At 64.4% G+C, this 21029-nt stretch carries 14 protein-coding genes and 1 rRNA gene; 9 read left to right on the top strand and 6 right to left on the bottom strand.

What is annotated here, in order from left to right:
• Nucleotides 1-262 precede the first annotated feature (262 nt).
• From phnX to BSTEL_RS02770, 4 genes are all read right to left on the bottom strand, one after another.
• Complete coding sequence (gene phnX / locus BSTEL_RS02755) at nucleotides 263-1045, bottom strand: phosphonoacetaldehyde hydrolase (protein WP_034526849.1); 783 nt, start codon at nucleotides 1043-1045, stop codon at nucleotides 263-265.
• A gap of 44 nt (nucleotides 1046-1089) precedes the next feature.
• A complete protein-coding gene (locus BSTEL_RS02760) occupies nucleotides 1090-2298 on the bottom strand; it encodes a 2-aminoethylphosphonate--pyruvate transaminase (protein WP_084686070.1) in 1209 nt (402 codons plus the stop codon).
• Between the two features lie 256 nt (nucleotides 2299-2554).
• Nucleotides 2555-5422: an extracellular solute-binding protein gene (locus BSTEL_RS02765; protein WP_202962066.1), complete on the bottom strand. Its 2868-nt coding sequence runs from the start codon at nucleotides 5420-5422 to the stop codon at nucleotides 2555-2557.
• Nucleotides 5423-5427: 5 nt separating this feature from the next.
• A complete protein-coding gene (locus BSTEL_RS02770) occupies nucleotides 5428-6234 on the bottom strand; it encodes an ABC transporter ATP-binding protein (RefSeq protein ID WP_051922793.1) in 807 nt (268 codons plus the stop codon).
• 545 nt (nucleotides 6235-6779) lie between these two features.
• Here BSTEL_RS02770 and BSTEL_RS02775 point away from each other — a divergent pair.
• The 5 genes from BSTEL_RS02775 (at nucleotide 6780) to BSTEL_RS02795 (ending at nucleotide 13354) form a co-directional block, all read left to right on the top strand.
• The gene (locus tag BSTEL_RS02775; protein ID WP_034526852.1) at nucleotides 6780-7976 is read left to right on the top strand and encodes an SLC13 family permease; all 1197 of its coding nucleotides are present in this window, start codon (nucleotides 6780-6782) and stop codon (nucleotides 7974-7976) included.
• 105 nt (nucleotides 7977-8081) lie between these two features.
• On the top strand, nucleotides 8082-9086 hold the full coding sequence (locus BSTEL_RS02780; RefSeq protein ID WP_084686071.1) for a LacI family DNA-binding transcriptional regulator: 1005 nt from the start codon (nucleotides 8082-8084) through the stop codon (nucleotides 9084-9086).
• Between the two features lie 333 nt (nucleotides 9087-9419).
• Nucleotides 9420-10634 (top strand): MFS transporter, encoded by a 1215-nt coding sequence (locus BSTEL_RS02785; protein WP_034526857.1) that lies wholly within the window; start codon nucleotides 9420-9422, stop codon nucleotides 10632-10634.
• A 21-nt stretch (nucleotides 10635-10655) separates the two neighbouring features.
• Nucleotides 10656-12248, top strand: a complete 1593-nt coding sequence (locus BSTEL_RS02790) for an MGH1-like glycoside hydrolase domain-containing protein (RefSeq protein ID WP_051922794.1) — start codon at nucleotides 10656-10658, stop codon at nucleotides 12246-12248.
• Between the two features lie 236 nt (nucleotides 12249-12484).
• Nucleotides 12485-13354 carry a MurR/RpiR family transcriptional regulator gene (locus tag BSTEL_RS02795; RefSeq protein ID WP_034526860.1) on the top strand — a complete coding sequence of 290 codons (870 nt, stop codon included), beginning with the start codon at nucleotides 12485-12487 and terminating at the stop codon, nucleotides 13352-13354.
• 23 nt (nucleotides 13355-13377) lie between these two features.
• On the opposite strand, the gene BSTEL_RS02800 is transcribed toward BSTEL_RS02795, so the two are convergent.
• Entirely contained in the window at nucleotides 13378-14355 is a 978-nt protein-coding gene (locus BSTEL_RS02800) for an aldo/keto reductase family protein (protein WP_034526863.1), read from the bottom strand.
• Between the two features lie 361 nt (nucleotides 14356-14716).
• Between BSTEL_RS02800 and BSTEL_RS02805 the strand changes: the two genes are divergently transcribed.
• From BSTEL_RS02805 to BSTEL_RS02815, 3 genes are all read left to right on the top strand, one after another.
• The gene (locus tag BSTEL_RS02805) at nucleotides 14717-16594 is read left to right on the top strand and encodes an oleate hydratase (RefSeq protein ID WP_034526866.1); all 1878 of its coding nucleotides are present in this window, start codon (nucleotides 14717-14719) and stop codon (nucleotides 16592-16594) included.
• 168 nt (nucleotides 16595-16762) lie between these two features.
• Nucleotides 16763-17581, top strand: coding sequence for an InlB B-repeat-containing protein (locus tag BSTEL_RS12665; RefSeq protein ID WP_034526868.1), 819 nt, complete (start codon nucleotides 16763-16765; stop codon nucleotides 17579-17581).
• Entirely contained in the window at nucleotides 17479-18321 is an 843-nt protein-coding gene (locus BSTEL_RS02815; RefSeq protein ID WP_420796388.1) for an InlB B-repeat-containing protein, read from the top strand. Before BSTEL_RS12665 ends, BSTEL_RS02815 begins: the two co-directional genes overlap by 103 nt.
• A gap of 192 nt (nucleotides 18322-18513) precedes the next feature.
• On the opposite strand, the gene BSTEL_RS02820 is transcribed toward BSTEL_RS02815, so the two are convergent.
• A complete protein-coding gene (locus BSTEL_RS02820; protein ID WP_034526873.1) occupies nucleotides 18514-19389 on the bottom strand; it encodes an aldo/keto reductase in 876 nt (291 codons plus the stop codon).
• 1329 nt (nucleotides 19390-20718) lie between these two features.
• On the opposite strand from BSTEL_RS02820, the gene BSTEL_RS02825 reads away from it, so the two are divergent.
• Nucleotides 20719-21029 (top strand): 16S ribosomal RNA (locus tag BSTEL_RS02825); the annotation flags it as partial.

Raw genomic sequence — 21029 nt, forward strand, 5'->3', positions numbered from 1 at the left:
CCATAATGGCCGCGAACCATTGTATGAACGGCAGGTAACGGGGAGAGGCCGCTGTCCATATTCGTAAACGTTCTTATATATGCGCGTGTTCTTATATATGTGTCTATGTGTCCATGCGTATGTTGCTCGTCCTCGTCCGTCGGCGGATGTGCATCGACGGCGGCGGCCCCGCGGCGGTCTCCGTCCTTTCGGGGAGGAAACCGCCGCGGGGCCGCCGTTCGGATTCGCCGGGATTCGCCTGGACCAGGCGGGGTCAGGCGAATCAGGCCAGCTGGGCGAGCAGCGCCGGCAGCTCGGCCAGCGTGTCGATGACCGCGTCGGCGCCCGCGTTCACGAACGCGTCGCGGGCCGCCGCACGCGCGGCCGCCTTGTCGGCGTCGCCCAGCGCCTCGAACTCCGTCTGGCTCAGGGCCATCTGCGAGCTGCCCTCGGTCACGCCGATCGTGAAGAGCCCCGCGTTCTTGCCCTCGCGGATGTCGGAGAGCGTGTCGCCCACCTTCGCGGCGCGGCGCACGTCGGTGACGTGCAGGGCCTCGAGGTTGCGGAAGATCATGTACGGGTAGGGGCGGCCGTAGCCGTCGGTGCCGTCCGGGCTGATCCAGAAGTCGGGGTCATAGCCGTTCTCTTTGGCCTTCGGCACGACGATCTCCATCATCCTGTCCGTGTAGCCGGTGGTCGAGCCGATCTTCAGGCCCGCCTCGCGCAGGGCGGCGACCGCGTCCACGACGCCCGGCTTCGGGTCGGCGAAGCCGTCGAGGATGGACAGCAGCTTCGGCTCGAAGTGCGCGTACACGGCATCCGTGTCCGCGTCGGTCGGGGCGGCGCCGTGGGCGTCCTCCCACGCGCGGGCGATGCGGTTCATGTGCAGCATCGTGTTGATGTGGTCGTGCTTGAGCATGCCCATCGGCTTGCGGGTCTCCTCCATGGTCGGCTCCACGCCGAACTCCTTGAACGCCTCCTGGAAGGCCTTGACGGGGGCGAAGCAGCCGTAGTCCACGGTCGTGCCGGCCCAGTCGAAGATCACGGCTTCGAAACGGTTGGTCATTGTCGCTGTCTCCTTTTCCGATGTTTCGGTGTCCCGGGCGGTTCTCAGGCGGTGAGCTTCACGTTCGCCGGGGCGGCGGCCTTGATCGGCTCGCCGGCCTTGTCCATCGCGGCGATGGCCTCGGGCACGGAGGCCGAGCCGGTGGCCGCCTCGAGCAGGCCGCGCTCGCCCATGTACAGGGCCAGGAGCTCGGTCACCTTCTCGATGTCGTCGGCGTAGATCTCGCCGATGTTGCCCAGACGGAAGGTCTCCTCATGGGTGAGCTTGCCGGGGTAGATTGCGTAGCCGCGTTCCTTGATGAACTCGTACATGTCGTGGAAGTCGAACTTCGTGCCCTCCGGGTAGAGGAACGTGGTGATGATCGGGCCCTGGTTCTCCTTGAGGAACACGCGGAAGCCGAGCGCCTCCATGCGGGCGATGAGCAGGTGGTTGTTCAGCGCGTAGCGGGCGGAACGGGCCGGGATGCCGCCTTCGGCGAACATCTCGTCGAGGGCCTTGGAGAAGGCGAGCACCACGTGGGTGGGGGAGGTGTAGCGCCACTTGCCGTTCGCCTTCTCCAGCGTGTTCCACTGGTCCCACAGGTCGAGGGACAGGCTGCGCGCCTTGCCCTTGGAGGCCTCGAGCTTCGCCTTGTTGCAGATGATGAAGCTGAAGCCGGGCACGCCCTGGATGCACTTGTTGGCGGAGGAGACGAGGAAGTCGATGCCCCAGCCGGAGACCGGGATGTCGACGCCGCCGAAGGAGCTCATCGCGTCGACCATGAACGTGCAGCCGTGCGCCTTGGCGACGGTGGCCACGGCGGCGATGTCGTTGAGCAGGCCGGAGGTGGTCTCCGAGTGGATCATCGACACGTGCGTGATGGACGGGTCGCGGCGCAGGTACTCCTCGACCTTGTCGGCGTCCGGGATGCGGTCGTACGGCTCGGCGTACTGCACGTAGTCGATGCCCGCGTGCTCGCAGATCTTGACCTGGCGGTCGCCGTACGCGCCGTTGGTGCACAGCAGCACCTTCTCGTCCTTGCCGATCACGGAGGTCAGGACGCTTTCCACGCCGAACGTGCCGGAGCCCTGCATGAGCACGACGGTGTAGTCGCGCGGGTCGCAGTGGGCGAGTTCGAGCAGCTGGCGGCGGATCTTCTGGGTGATCTGCTGGTAGTCCTCGTCCCACGTGCAGTGGTCGAAGAGCATCTCCTCCTTGACCGTGCGGGTCGTGGTCAGCGGTCCGGGGGTGAGCAGCTTGTATTCGTTGGCCATGATGGTCGTTTCCTTTCTGTTCCGTGGATTCCATGGATCCGTCGGATCCCATGGCTCTCTTGGCTTGGACGAAGTATGCGTTGTACGCCGTGGATGTTCGTTAGGCGCTTTGAATATGGCTTCCGCCCGCAGAGTGTAATCACGAAGGAACTTTTCGGATATTTCTACGTAGATTTCGCCCTGCGGGCGGAGTGTCGTTTGTAGTAACCGAGTTGCGTTCAGACCGCGTTCACCTGCGCGGTCCGAACGCCGCCCGTCACTCGCCGCCCTCCGCGGCCCGCTTGCATTCGGACGAGAAGTCCTGGTGCTTCTGGAGCAGGTCGACGGTCAGCGGTTCGGGGAACGACTTGGAACGCTTGGAGGCGTTCGCCGGGGCCTTCTCGCCCTTGTAGAGCGGGGTCGGGTAGGTCTCGAGCAGCTCCTTGCGGCCCTTGTCGATGATGACGCCGGCCATCTTCTGCGCCTTGGGGTTGGTGGCGCGGCCCTTGTCGAGCACCGCCACCGACTCGGTCAGCGAATAGTTGCCTTCGGTCGGGTCCACGTAGTCGATCGGCAGGCCCTTCTTCTTGTCGGCGACCGCCTGGTGACGCAGGCCGAAGCCGATCGCTACCTCCTTGGCGCGTACCGACTTGAGCGGGCCGGAGCCGGACTGTTCGAGATGCGGGCCGGCGTTGCGGTAGATGTCCGTGAGGATCCTCTTGCCCTTCGCACCGGTGCCGTAGGCGTCGACGATGGCCTGCACCATCAGCCAGCCGGTGGAGGAGCCCTCCATGTCCGGCACGGAGATCAGGCCCTTGTACTCGGGCTTGGCCAGATCGGCGTAGCTCTTCGGCTTCGGCACGTCCGCGGCCCTCAGGGCCTCGGTGTTGATGATGATCGCACCCTCCTGCGCGGTGGTGGGGGAGCGGTAGGCCGGGGCCTTCGAGTTCTCCGTGGTGCCGAGCAGCTGCGCGTGCACGTCCGTCAGGTCCGCGAACATGTGGTTGCGGTCCTGCGCGGAATCCACGTAGTAGGAGCTCATCGTCAGCATGTCCGCTTCGAGGGCCTTGCCTTTGGCCAGCATCTTGCCACCGAGCTCGGAGGTGCCGAACTCCTGGATGATGTACTGGTCCTTGTAGCCGTTGCGGTCGAGCGCGTGCTCGAAGGCGGTGACGGCCTCCTCATCGGCGTTCGTGTAGATGACGACCTTGCCGCCGGCAGCCGCCGCGGACGTGGAGATGGCGCCGAAGCCGACGAGCAGCGCCACGCACACCGCGGAGGCGATGCCGGTGAGCAGGCTGCGGTTCCTGCGGTTGCCGTTGTTCGGCAGCTGGAAGGTGGCGGCCGCCGCCGCGAGCTGGCGGCTCGGACGCACGGTGCTGAACGAGGCGGCGACCTGCGGGGTCTTCACGGCGGCCTTGGCCTTGCGGGCCTCCTTGGCGCGTTCGGCGGAACGGTCGCGGGTGAACAGGGCGATCAGGCCCTTGACCACGAGGTTGACGACGAGGATGAGCAGGGAGAGCACGAACACGTCGTCGAACTTGGCGATGTGCTGCAGGGCGGAGATCTTCGTCGTGATGACCTGCGTGCGGGCACCGGTCAGGAAGACGACGGCCGAGATGGTCACCATCGCGTTGACGAAGTAGTAGCCGAAGATCTGCAGCAGCGTCGGCCACGCGTTCGGCGTGACGACGCGCACCAGCGTCTTGATCCAGTTGTCGCCCATGAGTTTGGCGGTGGTCTCCCATCCGGCGTTCATCTTGGTGAGCGAATCCTTGATCATCTGGTACGGGGTGGCGAAGTAGTGCACGATGTTCGCGATGATGAGGATCCAGAACGTGTTCTGCAGCGGCGAGCCGGAGAACATGAACAGGAACGCGATGCCGAGCACCATGCCCGGGACGGTGTTGATGATCGCGGAGATCGCGTCCACCGAGCGGCGGGCCCACGCGGGCAGCTTCGAACGGGAGGTGACGAGGCCGGCGGCGTAGACGAACACGCATCCGAAGATGGCGGTCATCACGGCGACGTACAGCGAGTTGGTGAACACTTGCGTGAGCTGCGAATCGGTGAACAGGTTTGCGATGTGCGCGAATGTGAAGCCGAGATGATCCGGCCACTCCTGGACGAACGGGATGAGCAGGATCACGAGGAACACGGAGAGCGTGCACACGAGCGTGACGACCGACGCGATGCCGCAGATCCAGTCGCGCTTCTTCCCCTTGGGCAGGTCGATCTGGCTGATCTGCTTGTAGCGGATCGCGAAGCGTTCGAGCACCGTCATCAGGATGATCGAGATGATCGACGGGATGAGCATGAACACGGCGATCACGGCGCCGCGGTTGAAGTTCGGGATCGAGCCGAGCATCTGGTTGAACAGCGTCATGGCCAGCACGTCGTAGGTGCCGCCCACCGAGGTCGGGATGCCGTAGTCGGTGAATGCGAGGAAGAACGACTGGATGAACGCGACGGCCAGCGTGCCGACCAGCGGGCGCAGCACGGTGTTGAGGAAGGTCGTCAGCGGGTTGTCGCCCATGATGTGCGAGACGATGATGAACTTCTTGTCGACGAACTGGAAGCTGTTGTTGATGAGCAGGAAGCAGGTCGGCAGCGTGTAGATGACGTAGCCGATGAGCAGGCCGTTGAACCCGTAGATGTCGAACAGCGGGTGGCCGATGAGCTGCGTGATCAGTCCGTTCTTGCCGAACGAGTAGATGATCGCGAAGCCGTAGGTGATGGTCGGCAGCAGCATCGGCAGCTGCGCGAGCAGGGCGACGGCCTTCTTGAATCCGCGCGGCACGTTCGTGCAGTTGATCGTGTAGCTCAGCAGGAAGGCGAGGATCACGGCGACGAGCGCGGAGACCGCGGCGACGGTCAGCGAGTTCGTGATCGACCGGGTGAATTCGGGCCGCGACAGGATCGTCGCGTAGTTGTCGAGCGTGGCCTCGCCGCCCGCGGTGGTGAAGGAGCGGATGATCACGAGGATCATCGGCACGACGAGGAAGCCGATGAAGCACACGGCGACGATCGCGAGCAGCGTCCACAGTTCGGTCTGCTTCGGCTTGGAGGGGCGCGCCTCGTAGTTGTGGATCTCGGGGCGGATGTTGGGCAGCTGTTTGCCCGCCTGGATGGATTCTACCGACATGGCGTTCAGTCCTCCTGGCCCGCGGCGGCGAGCTCGGCGTTGGCGTTCGCGGCCGTCTCGGCCTCGTCGCCCTCGTTGAACAGGGTGTAGATGTTGTTGCGCTTCACCTCGAGCTGGTGGAGGATGAACTTGCGCACGAAGTCGGACGCCGGGTGCTCGATGATGTTCTCCGGGGAGTCGTACTGCGCCACCTTGCCGTGGTTGATGATGAGGACCTTGTCGCTCATCGTGCAGGCCTCCTCCGGATCGTGGGTGACCATGATCGTGGTGAGGTCGTACTGCTCGACGATCTGCTTGATCTTCGCCTTGATGGACTCCTTGATCACGCCGTCCAGGGCGGACAGCGGCTCGTCGAGGAGCAGCAGCTTCGGCTTCATGACCAGCGTGCGGGCGAGCGCCACGCGCTGCTTCTGGCCGCCGGACAGCTCGTCGATGTGCTTGTTGAGGTGCTCCTCGAGGCCGAGCAGCGAGATCATCTCCTTGATCTCCTCCGGCGAGGAGATGCCCGGGTTGTTCCTCAGGCCGTAGGTGATGTTCTCGTAGGCGGTGAGGTTCGGGAACAGCGCGTAGTCCTGGAACACGATGTTGAAGCCGCGCTTCTCCATCGGCACGTGGGTGAGGTCCTCGCCGTTGTAGATCAGCTGGCCGCTGGTCGGCTCGGTGATGCCCAGGATGATGTTGAGCAGCGTGGTCTTGCCGCCACCGGACGGGCCGAGGATCGACATGATCTTGCCGTTGTCCAGTTCGAGGCTGATGCCGTTCAGCACGTGGGTGTCGCCGAACGACTTGGTGATGTCCTTGAGTTCGAGCATATTTCGTCAACTGCCTTCCGATGCGGGGCCTCCCGTGCGGGAGGGCCGTTCGTGTGTGGCGCCGGGTTCCGGCGCCGGGTTCGGTATTCGGTTATTCGCGGCCGGACTTCATGCCGCAGCAGCCCAACCATCCGCTGCAATTCCATGGTGGTGCCGTTCGCGGCCCCACGGGCGGGATGTGGGGGAAAGTTGCCTGAAACCATGGTGAACAGCAAGTGAAACTACGCCGGCCGCGTGTAGCCGCGTAGTTTTCGCCGCCCCGCCGTCCTCGGCGGGGTCGTGATGCGCCGAGGGGCCGTTCGCGCGCCGTGGCCGCGCCGGGGCGAGGGGATTGGGATGGAGTCGAGGGGTTGTTTTTCATCCGTCGTTCATAGAGGATTCACCATGCCTTGTTCCGAAAAGTCGGGAAGGAATGTCAGTCGCCAGTAGCGGTGAAGGGCAATATTGCGAAAAACGGTCGGAAAACAGCACGCCGTGACTACGTAACATGCCGGGGTTTCCGCTAGGATGCTTACGGTAAATCCCCTTGTTTCACGGAGGAATCGATGCGGCGCTGGCTGGTCGGACTGTTGAAAAGCGAGACGATCCTGATCGTCGCCACGGTACTCGCGCTGATCTCGTGCTTCATCGTCCCGCCGGACGCCGATTACAAGGACTACGTGCATATGAGCACGATCAGCCAGCTCGTGTGCCTCATGCTCGTCGTGTGCGGCCTGCAGCGCATCGGCGTCTTCCGCATCATCGGCTCGCGTCTGCTGCACCATGTGCGCACCGCGAGGGGCCTCGTGCTCACGCTCATCTCGCTCACGTTCTTCTCGGCGATGCTCATCACCAACGACGTGGCGCTGGTCACGTTCATCCCGTTCGCGATCTCCGTGCTCGTCATGGCGCACATGGAGGAGCATGCGGTGCTCGTCGGCACGCTGATGACGATCGGCGCGAACGTGGGCAGCATGCTCACGCCGATCGGCAACGCGCACAACCTGTACCTCAAGGCGCTCACCGGCATGCCGTCGATGGAGATGATCGGCATCATGGCGCCGTATTCGGCGACCGCGGCCGTGCTGCTCGTCGTCATCACCTGCGTGGTGTTCGGCTCCAAGCCGGTCTCCGAGTTCCGGTCGTTGGACGGCGCGGGCATCGAACAGGGGGTGCTCGCCCCGGAGAGCGGCAAGCCGCGCCCCGACGAGATCCGCATCACCGGCTACGGAGCCGGCTACGGCGGTTGGCGCACCGTCGTGTACGCGCTGCTGTTCGTGGTCTGCCTGCTCGCGGTGAGCGACTTCCTGCCGTTGTGGCTCATGTGCGTGATCGTGTTCGCCGCGTTCCTCGTGTGCGACCGCAAGGTGTTCCGCAACGTGGATTGGGGCCTGCCGCTCACGTTCACCATGTTCTTCATTTTCATCGGCAACATGAAGCGCGTGCCCGAATTCTACGAGCTCGCCGCCTCCCTGGTGGACGCGCATCCGCTCGAGGTGTCGGTCGGCTCCAGCCAGCTCATCAGCAACGTGCCCACCACGATCCTGCTGTCCGGCTTCACCGAGCAGTGGCGCCCGCTCATCATCGGCACGAACCTGGGCGGCATGGGCACGCTCATCGCCTCGATGGCCTCGCTGATCGGCTACAAGAACGTCGTGCGCAAGTACCCGGACCGCAAGGGCCGTTATCTCGCCGTCTACTCCGCCGTCAACGTCCTCTTCCTCATCGTCCTCGTCGGGCTTTCCTGGATCATCGAGCCGTGACCGGCGCCGGCCGGCGGGAACGCCCGTCGTCGTGGTGTAACGTTTATATGGCTGGTTCGCGTCGATTAGCGAACGATTCGATTGGCCGGAACGGGGAGTATCGCCATGGCTACATTGCGTGACGTCGCCAAGGAGGCGGGGGTGTCCGTCGCCACCGCGTCGGTGGTGCTTCGCGGCGAACCGGGGTTCAAGCCGGCGACGCGTGAGCGGATCCTCAAGGCCGCCGAGAAAGTGCATTACACGGCGAACCTGTCCGCCCGTTTTCTCAAGCAGGGCAGCAGCGGCATCATCGCGTTCGTCGTCCCCGAATTGGGGAACCCGTATTTCTCCGATCTGGCGTCGGCCATTTCCCGGGAGGCGGCCAAGGTCGGCTATCAGGTCATCGTGGTGCAGACGAACGCCTCGCCCGAAGCCGAGCGTGATTCGCTCAAACGCGTCAGCACGCCGATGTGCGACGGATTGATCGTCAATCTGCACAACATTCCGGAGAACGGGCTTCGGGCCCTGATCGGGGACCATCCCGCGGTGCTGTTCGAGGATTACGCGGAGCACCCCCGCTACGACAATGTGGCGCTGCCTTTGGAGGCGTCGTTCCGGGCGGCGTTCTCCTATCTGAAGTCGCGTGGGTACGAACACGCGGCGATCGCCGGTGGCCGACGGTTCGCCTCCGGGGAATTCGGACAGGAGGGCCGCAACACCGGTTCGCATCTTGCGGTCCGGGCGATGATCGACGCCGGTCTCGGCTCGGAAAGCGACACGATTCCATGCGAGTGGACGGTGGAGGGTGGGGCCAAGGCCGCTTCGACACTCGTCCAGGCGGACTTGGGGTACGACGTCGTCTTCTGCATGAACGACCTCATCGCCTTCGGTCTGATGCGCGGCATGAGGGAGATGGGCATCCGCGTGCCCGAGGACAAGGCGGTGTTCGGGTTCGACGGTGTGAGTCCCGCCGCGTACTGTGCGCCGTTGCTGAGCACGATGGCCATTGATTTCGATGATATGGCCAAGCAGGCCGTGTCGATGCTGGTCGAGCGTATCCGGGGCGGGGAATCCATCGAACCGCGTAGGCGCATCGCCGGGTTCTCCCTGGTCCGCGGCGAATCGGCCTGACGGGCGTCTCCCGCGTGCCCGGGGTCTCCCGTGTTCCATCTGTTCCATGGATGGCCTCTTGGTGCCCTTTTGCCGTACCTCTTGAGTGAAACGTTTATCGTCAAACCTCAACAAGAACGTTTCAACACGCCGGTGGCAGAAAAACATATACCGGCATAATACGTTGGAAAATAGCCATTCAACAACATCCAAGCGTGTGGTCAAATGTAAAGGTTAAACGTTCTTGTAAATTCATGTTATGCTGAATGCGACAACGGAAACGGCGGGAGCGATGTCCAGCGATGGGCACCGCCGTCCGTCTCCATGTGGAATCCCGAATCCAAAGGAACAACCATGACAAAGGAAGTCAAGAAATACGGTCTCACCGTGCAGCTGGCCGTGCTGGCGGTATCGCTGCTGCTCACCAGCTCCAACATCATCAACGGCATCCTGCCGCAGATCCGCGATGGTCTTCATGTGTCCAACGCGGCCGCCGAACTGCTGTCCACCACGCCGTCGCTCACCGCGCTGATCACGCTGCTGCTCAGTCCTGCGATGGCCAGGTTCTTCGGTCTGAAGAACGTGATCGGTCTCGGCGTCGCCCTCGTCGGCGTCTCCGGAGTGGTGCCGATGTTCGTCAGCGACTACACCGTGATTCTCATCTCGCGCATCGTGCTCGGCCTGGGACTCGGCTGCTACAACTCGCTGGCCGTCGCCATCATCCAGGTGATGTGGTCCGGCGATACCCGTTCCACACTGCTGGGCATCCGCGGCGCGTTCGAGAACATCGGCCAGATGATTCTCACCGCGCTGGTCGGCGTGCTGGCCTCCTCGTTCGGCTGGCAGGGCTCCTTCTCCGCCTACATCCTCTCGTTCGCGGCACTCGCATGGTTCTGGATCGTCGTCCCGGACGTCAAGCTCGTCGACGACAAGTCCGATGACGAGGATGTCGCCGAAGGCGGCGATGTGTTCGCCGAGAAATCGAATTACGCGATTCTCGTCCTGTTCGCGCTGTTCGCCGCCGGTTATCTGATCGCCATGCAGTCCGGCTTCGTGCGCTGGGCTGCCGTCACGCAGGAGGCGCTGGGCGCCGACTTCAACACATCCACCGTCATGTCCATCGGCGTGGCCGCAGGCATCGTCTCCGGCTTCGGATTCGGCGCGCTCAACAAATTCCTCGGCGACATGAACACCTTGTACCTGGGCATCGCCATCGAGGCGCTGGGCTGCTTCCTCCTGTACTTCGCGAACGGCAGCTGGCCGATGCTCGTCGCCTCGATCATCTGCTTCTACGTGCCCGGACCGATCCTCGGACCGTGGCTGTTCAACCAGCTGCCGAAGTACGCGACCAAGTCCCAGCAGGCGTTCTGGTCCACCGCCATCATGATCGGCTTCCACGTGGGCATCTTCCTCGCCCCGCTCGCCATGACCGCCGTCGAGGCGATTCTCGGAAGCTCCGATCTGGCCGTCTCCTTCCTGCCGTTCGGCATCGCGCTGCTGCTCGTCATCGTCGGCGTGTTCGCCTACACCCACCTGAACCGCGCCCGCAACGGCGCCGAGAAGGCCTGAACGAACGGAAAGGAGCCGACCATGGCCGAGATCTACCAGCCGGTCGAGGAGTTCACCGCACCGGCGCCGCTACGCGACGTCGACGACGTGATCGACCGCTACGCCGGCATCTTCAACCGCAACGACGAGGAGCTGTACGTCCAGGACATCCCCAATGAGAAGTCCACCGACTGGATGCGCCGTGAAGTCCCGTTCTTCGAATGCGCCGACGCGGTCATCGAACGCGTCTACTGGTTCCGCTGGTGGACGTTCCGCAAGCACATCGCATCCACGCCGGAAGGCCGCATCATCACCGAATTCCTGCCCGATGTCTACTGGGCCGGCGCATACAACTCCATCAACTGCGCGAACGGGCATCACGTCGCCGAAGCGCGTTGGCTGAGGAACGGCGACGACCTGATCCGCAGCTATGTGGACTTCTGGTTCAAAGGTTCCGGCGACGAGCTGTCCTATTCGTCCTGGATCGTCGACGCGGTGCGCCGCTACGCCGAGACCCGCGCGGACCGGGACTTCGCCGTATCCCTGCTCGATGATTTCGTGCGGTTCTACGAAACCGTCGAGGAACGCAACATGACGCGCTACGGCCTGTTCTGGTCGTACGACGACCGCGACGCGATGGAGGACTCCATCTCCGGCTCCGGCCTGCGTCCCACGCTCAACAGCTACATGGCCGCCAACGCACGATCCATCGCCGCGATCGCCCGGTGGGCGGGTCGGAACGACCTCGCCGACCGGTTCGACGCGAAGGCGTCCGCCCTGACGGGGCTCATCCGCGAGGAGCTGTGGGATCCGGAAGGCGAGTTCTTCAAGGTCCTGCCGCTGGATGACAAGGACGGCGTCATCGCCGCCATGGATTTCGCCGACGTGGATCCTTCGCGCAACGTGCGCGAGGAAATCGGATACATCCCGTGGGCGTTCGGACTGGCGGACGAACGGCATGAAGGCGCGTGGCGTTTCCTCGCCGACCCCGATCATTTCGCAGGCGCCGTGGGCATCCGCACCGCCGAGGCGTGCCACCCGCGCTACATGAACCGCGATTCGGCCCATGAATGCCAGTGGAACGGTCCCTGCTGGCCCTATGCCACCACGCAGACCCTCGACGCGATGATCGCCGAAATCCGTTCCGGCCGCGGCGGCTTGGACGCCGGTGATTTCATGCGCGAACTGCGCCGGTACGCCGGCATCCATCACCGTCAGACGGCGGACGGCGAGATGGTCGACTGGATCGACGAGGACCTCGACGCCGACACCGGCGCCTGGATCTCCCGCGACCAGCTCGAGGCGTGGAACTGGAGAAAAGACAAGGGGGGATACGAGCGTGGCAAGGACTACAACCACTCCACGTTCGCGGATCTCGTCATCTCCGGGTTCGCCGGCGTGGACGTCCATGGCGACGCGGACGGCCGCACCTCGCTCACCGTGGCCCCGCTCGCTGTCGGCCACGGGATGCCGTACTGGCGGCTGTTGGGACTGCCGGCGGGCGGCTCCACCGTCGATCTCTACTACGACCTTCTCGGCGATCGGTACGGGCACGGTCCCGGACTCACCGTCATCGTGGGCGGAATCCCCCATCGCGACGAATCCGCGCGGCCCCGCATCGACGTCGCTTGGTGAGCCGTCGCGGCCATGGCGCCGCCCCGCACGTAGGGGGAGCCGATGCCGCGGATGCGTCTTTCCCCGTGCACCGCGCCGAGACCGGCCGTGGTCCCACGTCGATCCGCGGGGAAAGTTAACGCACGGTTCACCTGACGGCCAACCAGGGGTTCACGGGGGCACACCCGCGCGGTCTATCGTCATCCTCGACGTAACGAGATGATGGTGGAACTGGAACAGCCGCAGGAGATGGGACCGTGCAGACTTCGGTGGGAATTCGCGAGCGCATCGACCATGTGTATCCGTCGTTGAGACCGGCCGAGCGAGCCGTCGCCCGATACATCCGCGACCATATCGAGGAGGCGGCGGGCTTGACCGTCGGACAGCTCGCCGAGGCGACGCACGTCAGCCAGCCGACCGTCATCCGCTTCTCCCGCAAGCTCGGCTTCGGCGGCTACCGCGAGCTGCGCTACGTGCTGCGGCACCCGGAGGCGGAACGTCAGGTGACGTTCGATCCGTTGGAGGGATTCGACCTCAATCCGTGGGACGATCCGGAAAGCGTGCCCGCCAAGGCGGCCGCCGGCGCCACGTCGCTCATCGACGAGCTGCGCCGCTCGCTCGACGTGAAGGCGTTCCGCAAGGCGACGACGCTGCTCGCCGGCGCGGACGCCATCGACATCTACGGTGTGGAGAACTCGCTCGTGCCCGCCACCGACCTGTTCACCAAACTCATGTATCTGGGATTGGACTGCCGTCTCAACACGGACGCCTACCTCCAGCAGATTGGTGCCGGGCATCTCACCGGCGACGACGTGGCGATCGCGTTCTCCCATTCCGGATCGTCGGCGGACACGGTGAAGGCGCTGCGTCTCGCCAAGACGGCGGGCGCACGCACCATCGCCGTGACCAACCATGTCGGCTCGCCGCTCGCCGGCCTGGCCGACGTGACGCTGGTCACCGGCTCCGGCTCGCACACGATCTACGGCAACGCGATCTTCTCTCGCGTCGCGAACGTGGCGATCGTCGACATGCTCTACATGGGCGTGATCCTGTCCGACTACGGCCGGTTCTCCACCGCGCTCGACCAGTCGGGCAGGATGATCGCGGACCGGGAGTACCGGGGCTGAGCCCCGGTACTCAGCCCCAAGACTCAGCCGACGTGGCGCTCGAAACGGTGGAAGCCGGTGATCGCGTCGATTTCGGCCATCGCGTCGGCGGGGATCTCGAAGCCGGAGGCCTTGAGGTTGTTCTCCAGCTGGCTGGGCTTGCTGGCGCCGGCGATCACGCAGCTGATCTCCTTGTGCTGGAGGATCCAGGCGAGGGAGAGGACCGGCAGGTTCGTGCCGAGCTCGTCGGCCACGCCGCGCAGCTTCTCGACCATGTCGAGGTTCGCGTCGGTGAGCAGGTCGTTGATCTGGTGGTCGGCCTGCCAGGTGGCGCGGGAGCCGGCCGGCAGCGGCTGGCCCTTGCGGTACTTGCCGGTGAGCAGGCCCTGCGCGAGCGGGGAGAACGTGGTGATGCCGATGCCGAGCTTCGAGCACACGCCCATGATCTCGTGTTCGATGTAGCGGTCGGCGAGGTTGTACTGCGGCTGCACCACGGTGATCGGGTAGAGGCCGAGACGGTCGATGATGCGCTGCGCCTCCTGCAGGCGCGCGCCGCCCCACTCCTCGGAGACGCCGTAGTAGAGGACCTTGCCCTGCGCGACGAGGTCGCTCATCGCGCGCAGCGTCTCCTCCAGGTCGGTGGACTCGTCGAAGCGGTGGCAGTAGTAGAGGTCGAGGTAGTCGGTCCTCATGTTCTTCAGGCTCTGCTCGCAGCTTTCGAAGATGTGCTTGCGGGACAGGCCGCGGTCGTTCACGCCGTCGCCGGTGGGGAAGAACACCTTCGACGAGATGACCAGTTCGCGGCGCGGGAAGCGGCTCAGCACCTCGCCGAAGAAGCGTTCGGCCGCGCCGGCGGAGTATGCGTCGGCGCAGTCGAAGAAGTTCACGCCGTTGTCGAATGCGAGGTCGACGGTCTGCTTCGCCACGTCCTCGGCGGCGGTGCCTTTGAGATCGGTCACCCAGCTGCCCAGCGCGATCTCGCTGATCTTCAGTCCGGACTTGCCTACGTTGCGGTACTTCATTGTTGCTGTTTGTTCCTTACTCCCGGCGTCGTACCGGGTCGTCGTGTCTGCCCATGGTGGGGCCGATGGTTCGCGGCGGGGCGACGACCCCGCTGTTATCGCTCACAACCCATTGAAGCACTTCAAGTGCGCTTCAACGCAAGCGCCGCATGCCGGACATGTCGCGGCGGCCGGACGCGTCGCGACGGCCGCACGCGTCGCCGTCGCACGCGGGGCGGACGTCGTCGCGCCGTTCCGCCGGTCGTTGCCGTATTTGCGCGAAACGCAGGTGTACTGTCTATGGCAGGGGAGAGGGAAGTGCGGCAAGATGACCGATAGGCAGAGTTGACAGTCTGTCAACATATCCTCAAGGAGGCGGCATATGTATTATTCCAACGGCAACTACGAGGCGTTCGCGCGGCCGAAGAAGCCCGAAGGCGTCGACGGCAAGCACGCGTACATCATCGGCACCGGGCTCGCGGCCCTGTCCGCCGCATGTTATCTCGTGCGCGACGCGCAGATGCCCGGCGCGAACATCCACATCATCGAGAAGGACGACGTGCCCGGCGGCGCCTGCGACGGCGCCGAGATCCCCGGACTCGGCTACGTGATGCGCGGCGGGCGCGAGATGGACAACCACTTCGAGGTGATGTGGGACCTGTTCCGCTCCATCCCCTCCATCGAGAACCCCGACGTCTCCGTACTCGACGAATACTACTGGCTCAACAAGGAGGACCCGAACTACTCGCTGTGCCGCGCCACCAAGGAACTCGGCAAGGACGCCGGCACCAAGGGCCGGTTCGGACTGTCCGACAAGGCCGCGCAGGAGATCATGAGGCTCTTCTTCACCCCCGACGAGGAGCTCTACGACAAGCCGATCACCGACTTCTTCGACGACGAGGTGCTCGACTCCAACTTCTGGATGTACTGGCGCACCATGTTCGCGTTCGAGAACTGGCATTCCGCGCTGGAGATGAAGCTGTACATCAAGCGCTACATCCACCACATCGGCGGCCTGCCGGACTTCAGCGCCCTGCGATTCACCCGCTACAACCAGTACGAGTCGATGATCCTGCCGATGGTCAGGTACCTCGAATCGCACGGCGTCGAATTCCGCTACGGCACCAAGGTCGAGAACGTCGAATTCGCGATCGGCGGCGGCGACGGGCCGAAGCGCGAACGCACCGGCGTCGGCCAGGACACGATCCTGAAGATCCAGGCGACCTCCGGCGTGTTCAAGCGCAACCCGTACGGCAGCGGCACGAAGAAGATCGCCGTGCGCCTCGACCTCGACCACGAAGGCGACAAATCCTCCATCGACCTGACCGAGAACGACTACGTGTTCATCACCAACGGCGGTTGCGTCGAGAACTCCACCATGGGCTCGCAGCACGCGCCCGCGCCGTGGAACCCGGACCTGAAGCCGGGCGGCGGCTGGGACATGTGGCGCCGCATCGCCGCGCAGGACCCGAGCTTCGGCCACCCCGACAAGTTCTGCTCCGACCCGCAGGCCACCAAGTGGATGAGCGCCACCGTCACCACGCTCGACGGCGAGATCCCGCCCTACATCCAGCGCATCTGCAAGCGCGACCCGTTCTCGGGCCACGTCGTGACCGGCGGCATCGTCACCGTCACCGACTCCAGCTGGCTGTTGAGCTGGACCCTCAACCGCCAGCAGCAGTTCCGCGACCAGAGCAAGGACCAGCTGTGCGTCTGGGTGTACGGCCTGTTCCCCGACAGACCCGGCGACTACGTGAAGAAGCCGATGACCGAATGTACCGGCGAGGAGATCTGCGCCGAATGGCTCTACCACATGGGGGTGCCGACGGAGAAGATCGAGGCGCTCGCCGCGAAGCACGCCAACACGGTGCCGGTCATGATGCCGTACATCACCGCGTTCTTCATGCCGCGCGCCGCCGGCGACCGTCCGGACGTCGTACCGGACGGCGCCGTCAACTTCGCGTTCCTCGGCCAGTTCGCCGAGACGCCGCGCGACACGATCTTCACCACCGAATACTCGATGCGCACCGGCATGGAGGCCGTCTACACGCTGCTCGACGTGGACCGCGGCGTGCCCGAGGTGTGGGGCAGCGTCTACGACGTGAGGAACCTCCTCAACGCCACGGTGAAGCTGCGCGACGGTGCGCCCGTCACGGACATGAAGCTCAACTTCGTGGAACGCGCCGTGCTCGGCAAGGTGCTGAAGAAGCTCGACGGCACCGACATCGCCACACTGCTCAGGGAGTACCACGTGATCTGACCGGCATGGCCCGTTGTTTCCCCAACATTCACCCGCGCGTTCACCCGCGTCCGTCCGGGCGCGGCATGGCCGGACGATGATGGAGGACGAGAGGGGAAGGGGCGGTGCCGTCCGCGCCGGATCGACTGACGCACGGCACCGTCCCCTGCCTCCCGTGAGGAGGAAACAATGACACAGAAGAACACGCGTCATACCGGCGCGTTCACGCGTCCGTTGATCGCCGCGCTGCTCACCATCGGCATGATCGTCCCGTCCGCGGGCCTCGCCATGACCGCCAATGCGGCGGAAGGCGCGGCGCCGTCCACCGCGACGGCGTCCGCCGCGCAGACGACGGCGCAGAACGGTGCCGCGCAGGCCGCTCCGGCACAGGCGCAGAACACGTCCAAGCCGCAGAACACGCCGACGGCGGCTCCGGCCGCGCCGACGACGGCTCCGAAGGCGACGGCTCCGGCCGCGCAGGCCGTGAAGGCCGCCGCTCCGGCACCGGCGCAGGCCTCTCCGGCCGCGACGCAGGCTCCCGCCGCGGCGCAACCGACGGCCGCGGCTCCGGCGCAGGCCGCGGGTGAGGGACAGACCGTGTACTACCACTTCTACGACGATCCGGATTCCGAGGCGTCGGATCAGGCAATCACCTGCACGACGGGCAAGACCATCGCGCAATGCCCTGGATTCCCGTACCTCGACCTTGACAATCCGGGGTACACGTTCGCCGGCTGGTACGACAACAAGGATCTGACCGGCAACCCCATCGATCCGAACACCACGATCGTGGATAAGGCTGAGCCGCGTTCTACGCCAAGTGGGTCAAGACCGAGACTCCGAAGCCCAAGACGTTCACGCTCACCTTCGAGACCAACGGCGGCAGCGCCATCGCCGCGCAGCAGATCCAGGAAGGCGGCACCTACTATCCGGACGAGCCCACGCGCGACGGCTACACGTTCACCGGCTGGTTCGCCGACAAGGACCTCACCCAGCGTTTCGACCTGATCAACTTCAAGATCGAACAGGACACCACCGTATACGCCGGTTGGAAGAAGAACGAGCCGGAACCCGCCACCACGTACTACCACTTCTACTCCGATCCGGATTCCGAAGCGTCCGACCAGTCCGTGCTGTGCACCATCGGCAAGCCCATCGCCGACTGCTACGACTTCGCCGACCTGCAAGGCGAGAACGACGGCTACGTGTTCGCCGGCTGGTATGACAACAAGAAACTGACCGGCAACCCGATCGATCCGAACACCACAATCGTGGATAAGGGCTGGGCCGCGTTCTACGCCAAGTGGGTCAAGGCCGACGAGACGTTCACGCTCACCTTCGAGACCAACGGCGGCAGCGCCATCGACCCGCAGCAGGTCAAGGCCGGCGAAAGCTACACGGGCGACGCCGCCACCACGCGCGACGGCTACACGTTCACCGGCTGGTACGCCGACAAGGACCTCGCCACGACCGTCGACCTCAAGGAGCTGAAGCTCTTCGCCGACACCACCGTGTACGCCGGCTGGAAGAAGAACGAGACCAAGCCGCAGCCCGGTTCGAACCAGAAGCCCGCCGCCAAGCCCGCAGCCCAGAAGCCGGCTGCGAAGAAGGCCGAGCCCAGGAAGACCGCCGCGAAGAAGACCGCGAAGAACCTGTCCAAGACCGGCTCCTCCGTCTCCGCCATCGCGATCGCCGCTCTGGCGCTCGCCGGAGTCGGCATCGTGCTCAACCGCAAGCGCGCCGAGTGACGGTCCGATGAACGGCATCCGGTAATCGGTCGCGGCGAGGCCGTGGCGTCTCCGTCGTGATTGAGGCTGGAAAGCCCTCATCGACGACGAATGGGGCCCGCTCCTTCACGGAGCGGGCCCCATTCGATTTCCGGAGCCGGTGTGGCCCGGCGTCGTCGGCGTCGTCGGTGCGGTCGGTCGGGGCGTGACGGCTCAGATGTTGCCGCGCACGTGCTGGTCGGCCCACGACTGGGAGTGAGCGAACGTGGCCGGATCGGCGCTCACGTTCGCGTGCGGGTCGTCGAGCGCGTCGATGGCGGCGATTTCGGCGGCGGTCAGGTCGAAACCGGCGCTCGCAAGGTTCTCGCGCATACGCTCCACATGCTTCGACTTCGGAATGACGATGCGTCCCTCCTGCGTATGCCAGCGCAGCACCACCTGTCCGGGCGTCGCGCCGTGCGCCTCCGCCGCCTTCGCGACCGGTTCGGATGCGATGTCCTTGCCGTGGCCGAGCGGACTGTACGCCTCGACCGCGATGCCGTGCGCCTTGCAGAACGCGCGCACGCCCGGCTGGTTGAACCTCGGATGCACCTCGATCTGGTTCACGGCCGGCGCCTCGCCGGAATCCTCGATGATCGCGCGCAGATGCTCGGGCAGGAAGTTGCTCACGCCCGGCACGCGGATCGCGCCCTCGTCGCGCAGCTTCAGCAGGGCGCGCCATGTCTCGCGGTAGAAGCCGGCGGCGGGGAACGGCCAGTGGATGAGATACATGTCGATGACGTCGACGCCCAGCTTGCGGCGCGACTCGTCGAACGCGACGCGCGCCGCGTCATAGCCCTGATCGCAGTTGCGCAGCTTCGTGGTCACCCAGACCTTGCCGGCCATGCCGGTGGCGCGCAATGCGTCGCCGACCTGCTGCTCGTTGTAGTAGGCGGCGGCGGTATCGATGTGCCGGTAGCCGAGCTCCAACGCCTCCTCGACCGCGCGCTGCGTGTCCTCGGGCGGGATCTGGAACGTGCCGAACCCGATCTGCGGGATGCGTGTGCCGGCCTTGTCGTGCAACGTCAGTTCCGGCGATGCCGTCGGCATCGTGCTTGGTGTCGTCGTTGATGATGTCTCCGGTGAAGTGGTTGTCTGCTGACCGCTCATCATGCCCCCATTCGTCGATGATGTGGAATCCGGCTCCATTGTAGGGCGATGAGGTGCATGGAAGCATGGATTCCATGCTTTGCCTTCGGATTGTCCGAAGGGTGCGCCCGGGGAAGGGATGCCGTGGTTTGGTGCGCCGCCCCGTATGCGACACGCCGAGGAAACGGCGGTATGACAGCGTTCTGAAACCGGTTTCAGAATACGTTTGCAAAGCACGAAGGCAGCGTCTATCATGTGAGATGTCAGCCGGAATACGAGGCTGATGGAAATGATTAGGAAAGGTGGACATCATGGCCAACAAGAACATCTTTGGTGACTTCATCAACTACTGCGCGGACAACATGTTCCCGGAGAGCATCGCCCGCGAGAAGATGGCCGAGGTCGCTCGTCGCAACGGCAACCGCTGAATCGCATACTGATTCGACAGCATCCAAGTAACGGTTCGACTGTTCGATGCCGGAAGGTTGAGGCATCGGCAGAGTGCCGCGAGTTCCATAGCTGATACAGATACGGACAACGGCGTCCGCCCCAATTCTTTTGTGATTCCCGTCCGCGTTCCGCGAGACGGGTTTTGTCATATTCGGAGCGATTGTCCTCCCGTTGGCTGGTTGGTTTGTCGTGGCTGCGTTGTTCCTCCTGCTGGCGGGAGGTGGCGCGCGGAGCGCGTCGGAGGGTGGTTCGGCGCTGGTGGGTGACGGTGGTCCACCCCCACCCGCTTCGCGGGAGCCCCCGCCGGCGGGGGCGTGTTGGGTGCCGGCTGATGTGTCCGGGGTATGGACTGGGTGTGCGGGTCTGCCCGTCGCGGGCTTATTCTGTGGATGGCATGTCGGTGTGGCTGCCTCCCGCTGGCGGGAGGTGGCGCGCGGAGCGCGTCGGAGGGTGGTTCCGGCGTGGTTTCGTGTGTGTTGCGACACGCCGTGGGAACGCCGTCGTTGCAACGATTCCGGCGTTGTTTTGTCATGCCGGTTTGCGTTGTGGTGGGGGTTGGTGTAGGTTATCCATCTGTTGCCGCTCGGCGCGGCGGGTTGTCTGCCTTGTTCTGGTTGGTTTCCCGTGGTGTTGGCGTGGTGGTGGTTTGAGAACTCAAGAGTGTGTTGTACTACTTACTTCTTTATAGTCAATGATTGCCAGTCCGATGCCCGCTTCGGTTTTCCGGAGTACCCGAGGGGGTTTGATGGGTGTCGGGGTTTTTGTGCGAACCTCTTTCCTTATTAGAGGTTCCGTCAATTGTTTTTAATGAGGGTCATTTATGGTTCTCTTTGCAAGTTTTTTGTGGAGGGTTCGATTCTGGCTCAGGATGAACGCTGGCGGCGTGCTTAACACATGCAAGTCGAACGGGATCCATCAAGCTTGCTTGGTGGTGAGAGTGGCGAACGGGTGAGTAATGCGTGACCGACCTGCCCCGTACTCTGGAATAGCTCCTGGAAACGGGTGGTAATGCCGGATGTTCCAGTTGATCGCATGGTCTTCTGGGAAAGGGTCTTACTGGTATGGGATGGGGTCGCGTCCTATCAGCTTGACGGTGGGGTGATGGCCTACCGTGGCTTCGACGGGGTAGCCGGCCTGAGAGGGCGACCGGC

This window comes from Bifidobacterium stellenboschense (assembly GCF_000741785.1).
GTDB classification, from domain to species: Bacteria; Actinomycetota; Actinomycetes; order Actinomycetales; family Bifidobacteriaceae; genus Bifidobacterium; species Bifidobacterium stellenboschense.

Coding starts and splice junctions, on each gene's coding strand:
- phnX (WP_034526849.1), bottom strand. CDS start 1,045: ATGACCAACCGTTTCGAAGCCGTGATCTTCGACTGGGCCGGCACGACC.
- BSTEL_RS02760 (WP_084686070.1), bottom strand. CDS start 2,298: ATGGCCAACGAATACAAGCTGCTCACCCCCGGACCGCTGACCACGACC.
- BSTEL_RS02765 (WP_202962066.1), bottom strand. CDS start 5,422: ATGTCGGTAGAATCCATCCAGGCGGGCAAACAGCTGCCCAACATCCGC.
- BSTEL_RS02770 (WP_051922793.1), bottom strand. CDS start 6,234: ATGCTCGAACTCAAGGACATCACCAAGTCGTTCGGCGACACCCACGTG.
- BSTEL_RS02775 (WP_034526852.1), top strand. CDS start 6,780: ATGCGGCGCTGGCTGGTCGGACTGTTGAAAAGCGAGACGATCCTGATC.
- BSTEL_RS02780 (WP_084686071.1), top strand. CDS start 8,082: ATGGCTACATTGCGTGACGTCGCCAAGGAGGCGGGGGTGTCCGTCGCC.
- BSTEL_RS02785 (WP_034526857.1), top strand. CDS start 9,420: ATGACAAAGGAAGTCAAGAAATACGGTCTCACCGTGCAGCTGGCCGTG.
- BSTEL_RS02790 (WP_051922794.1), top strand. CDS start 10,656: ATGGCCGAGATCTACCAGCCGGTCGAGGAGTTCACCGCACCGGCGCCG.
- BSTEL_RS02800 (WP_034526863.1), bottom strand. CDS start 14,355: ATGAAGTACCGCAACGTAGGCAAGTCCGGACTGAAGATCAGCGAGATC.
- BSTEL_RS02805 (WP_034526866.1), top strand. CDS start 14,717: ATGTATTATTCCAACGGCAACTACGAGGCGTTCGCGCGGCCGAAGAAG.
- BSTEL_RS12665 (WP_034526868.1), top strand. CDS start 16,763: ATGACACAGAAGAACACGCGTCATACCGGCGCGTTCACGCGTCCGTTG.
- BSTEL_RS02820 (WP_034526873.1), bottom strand. CDS start 19,389: ATGCCGACGGCATCGCCGGAACTGACGTTGCACGACAAGGCCGGCACA.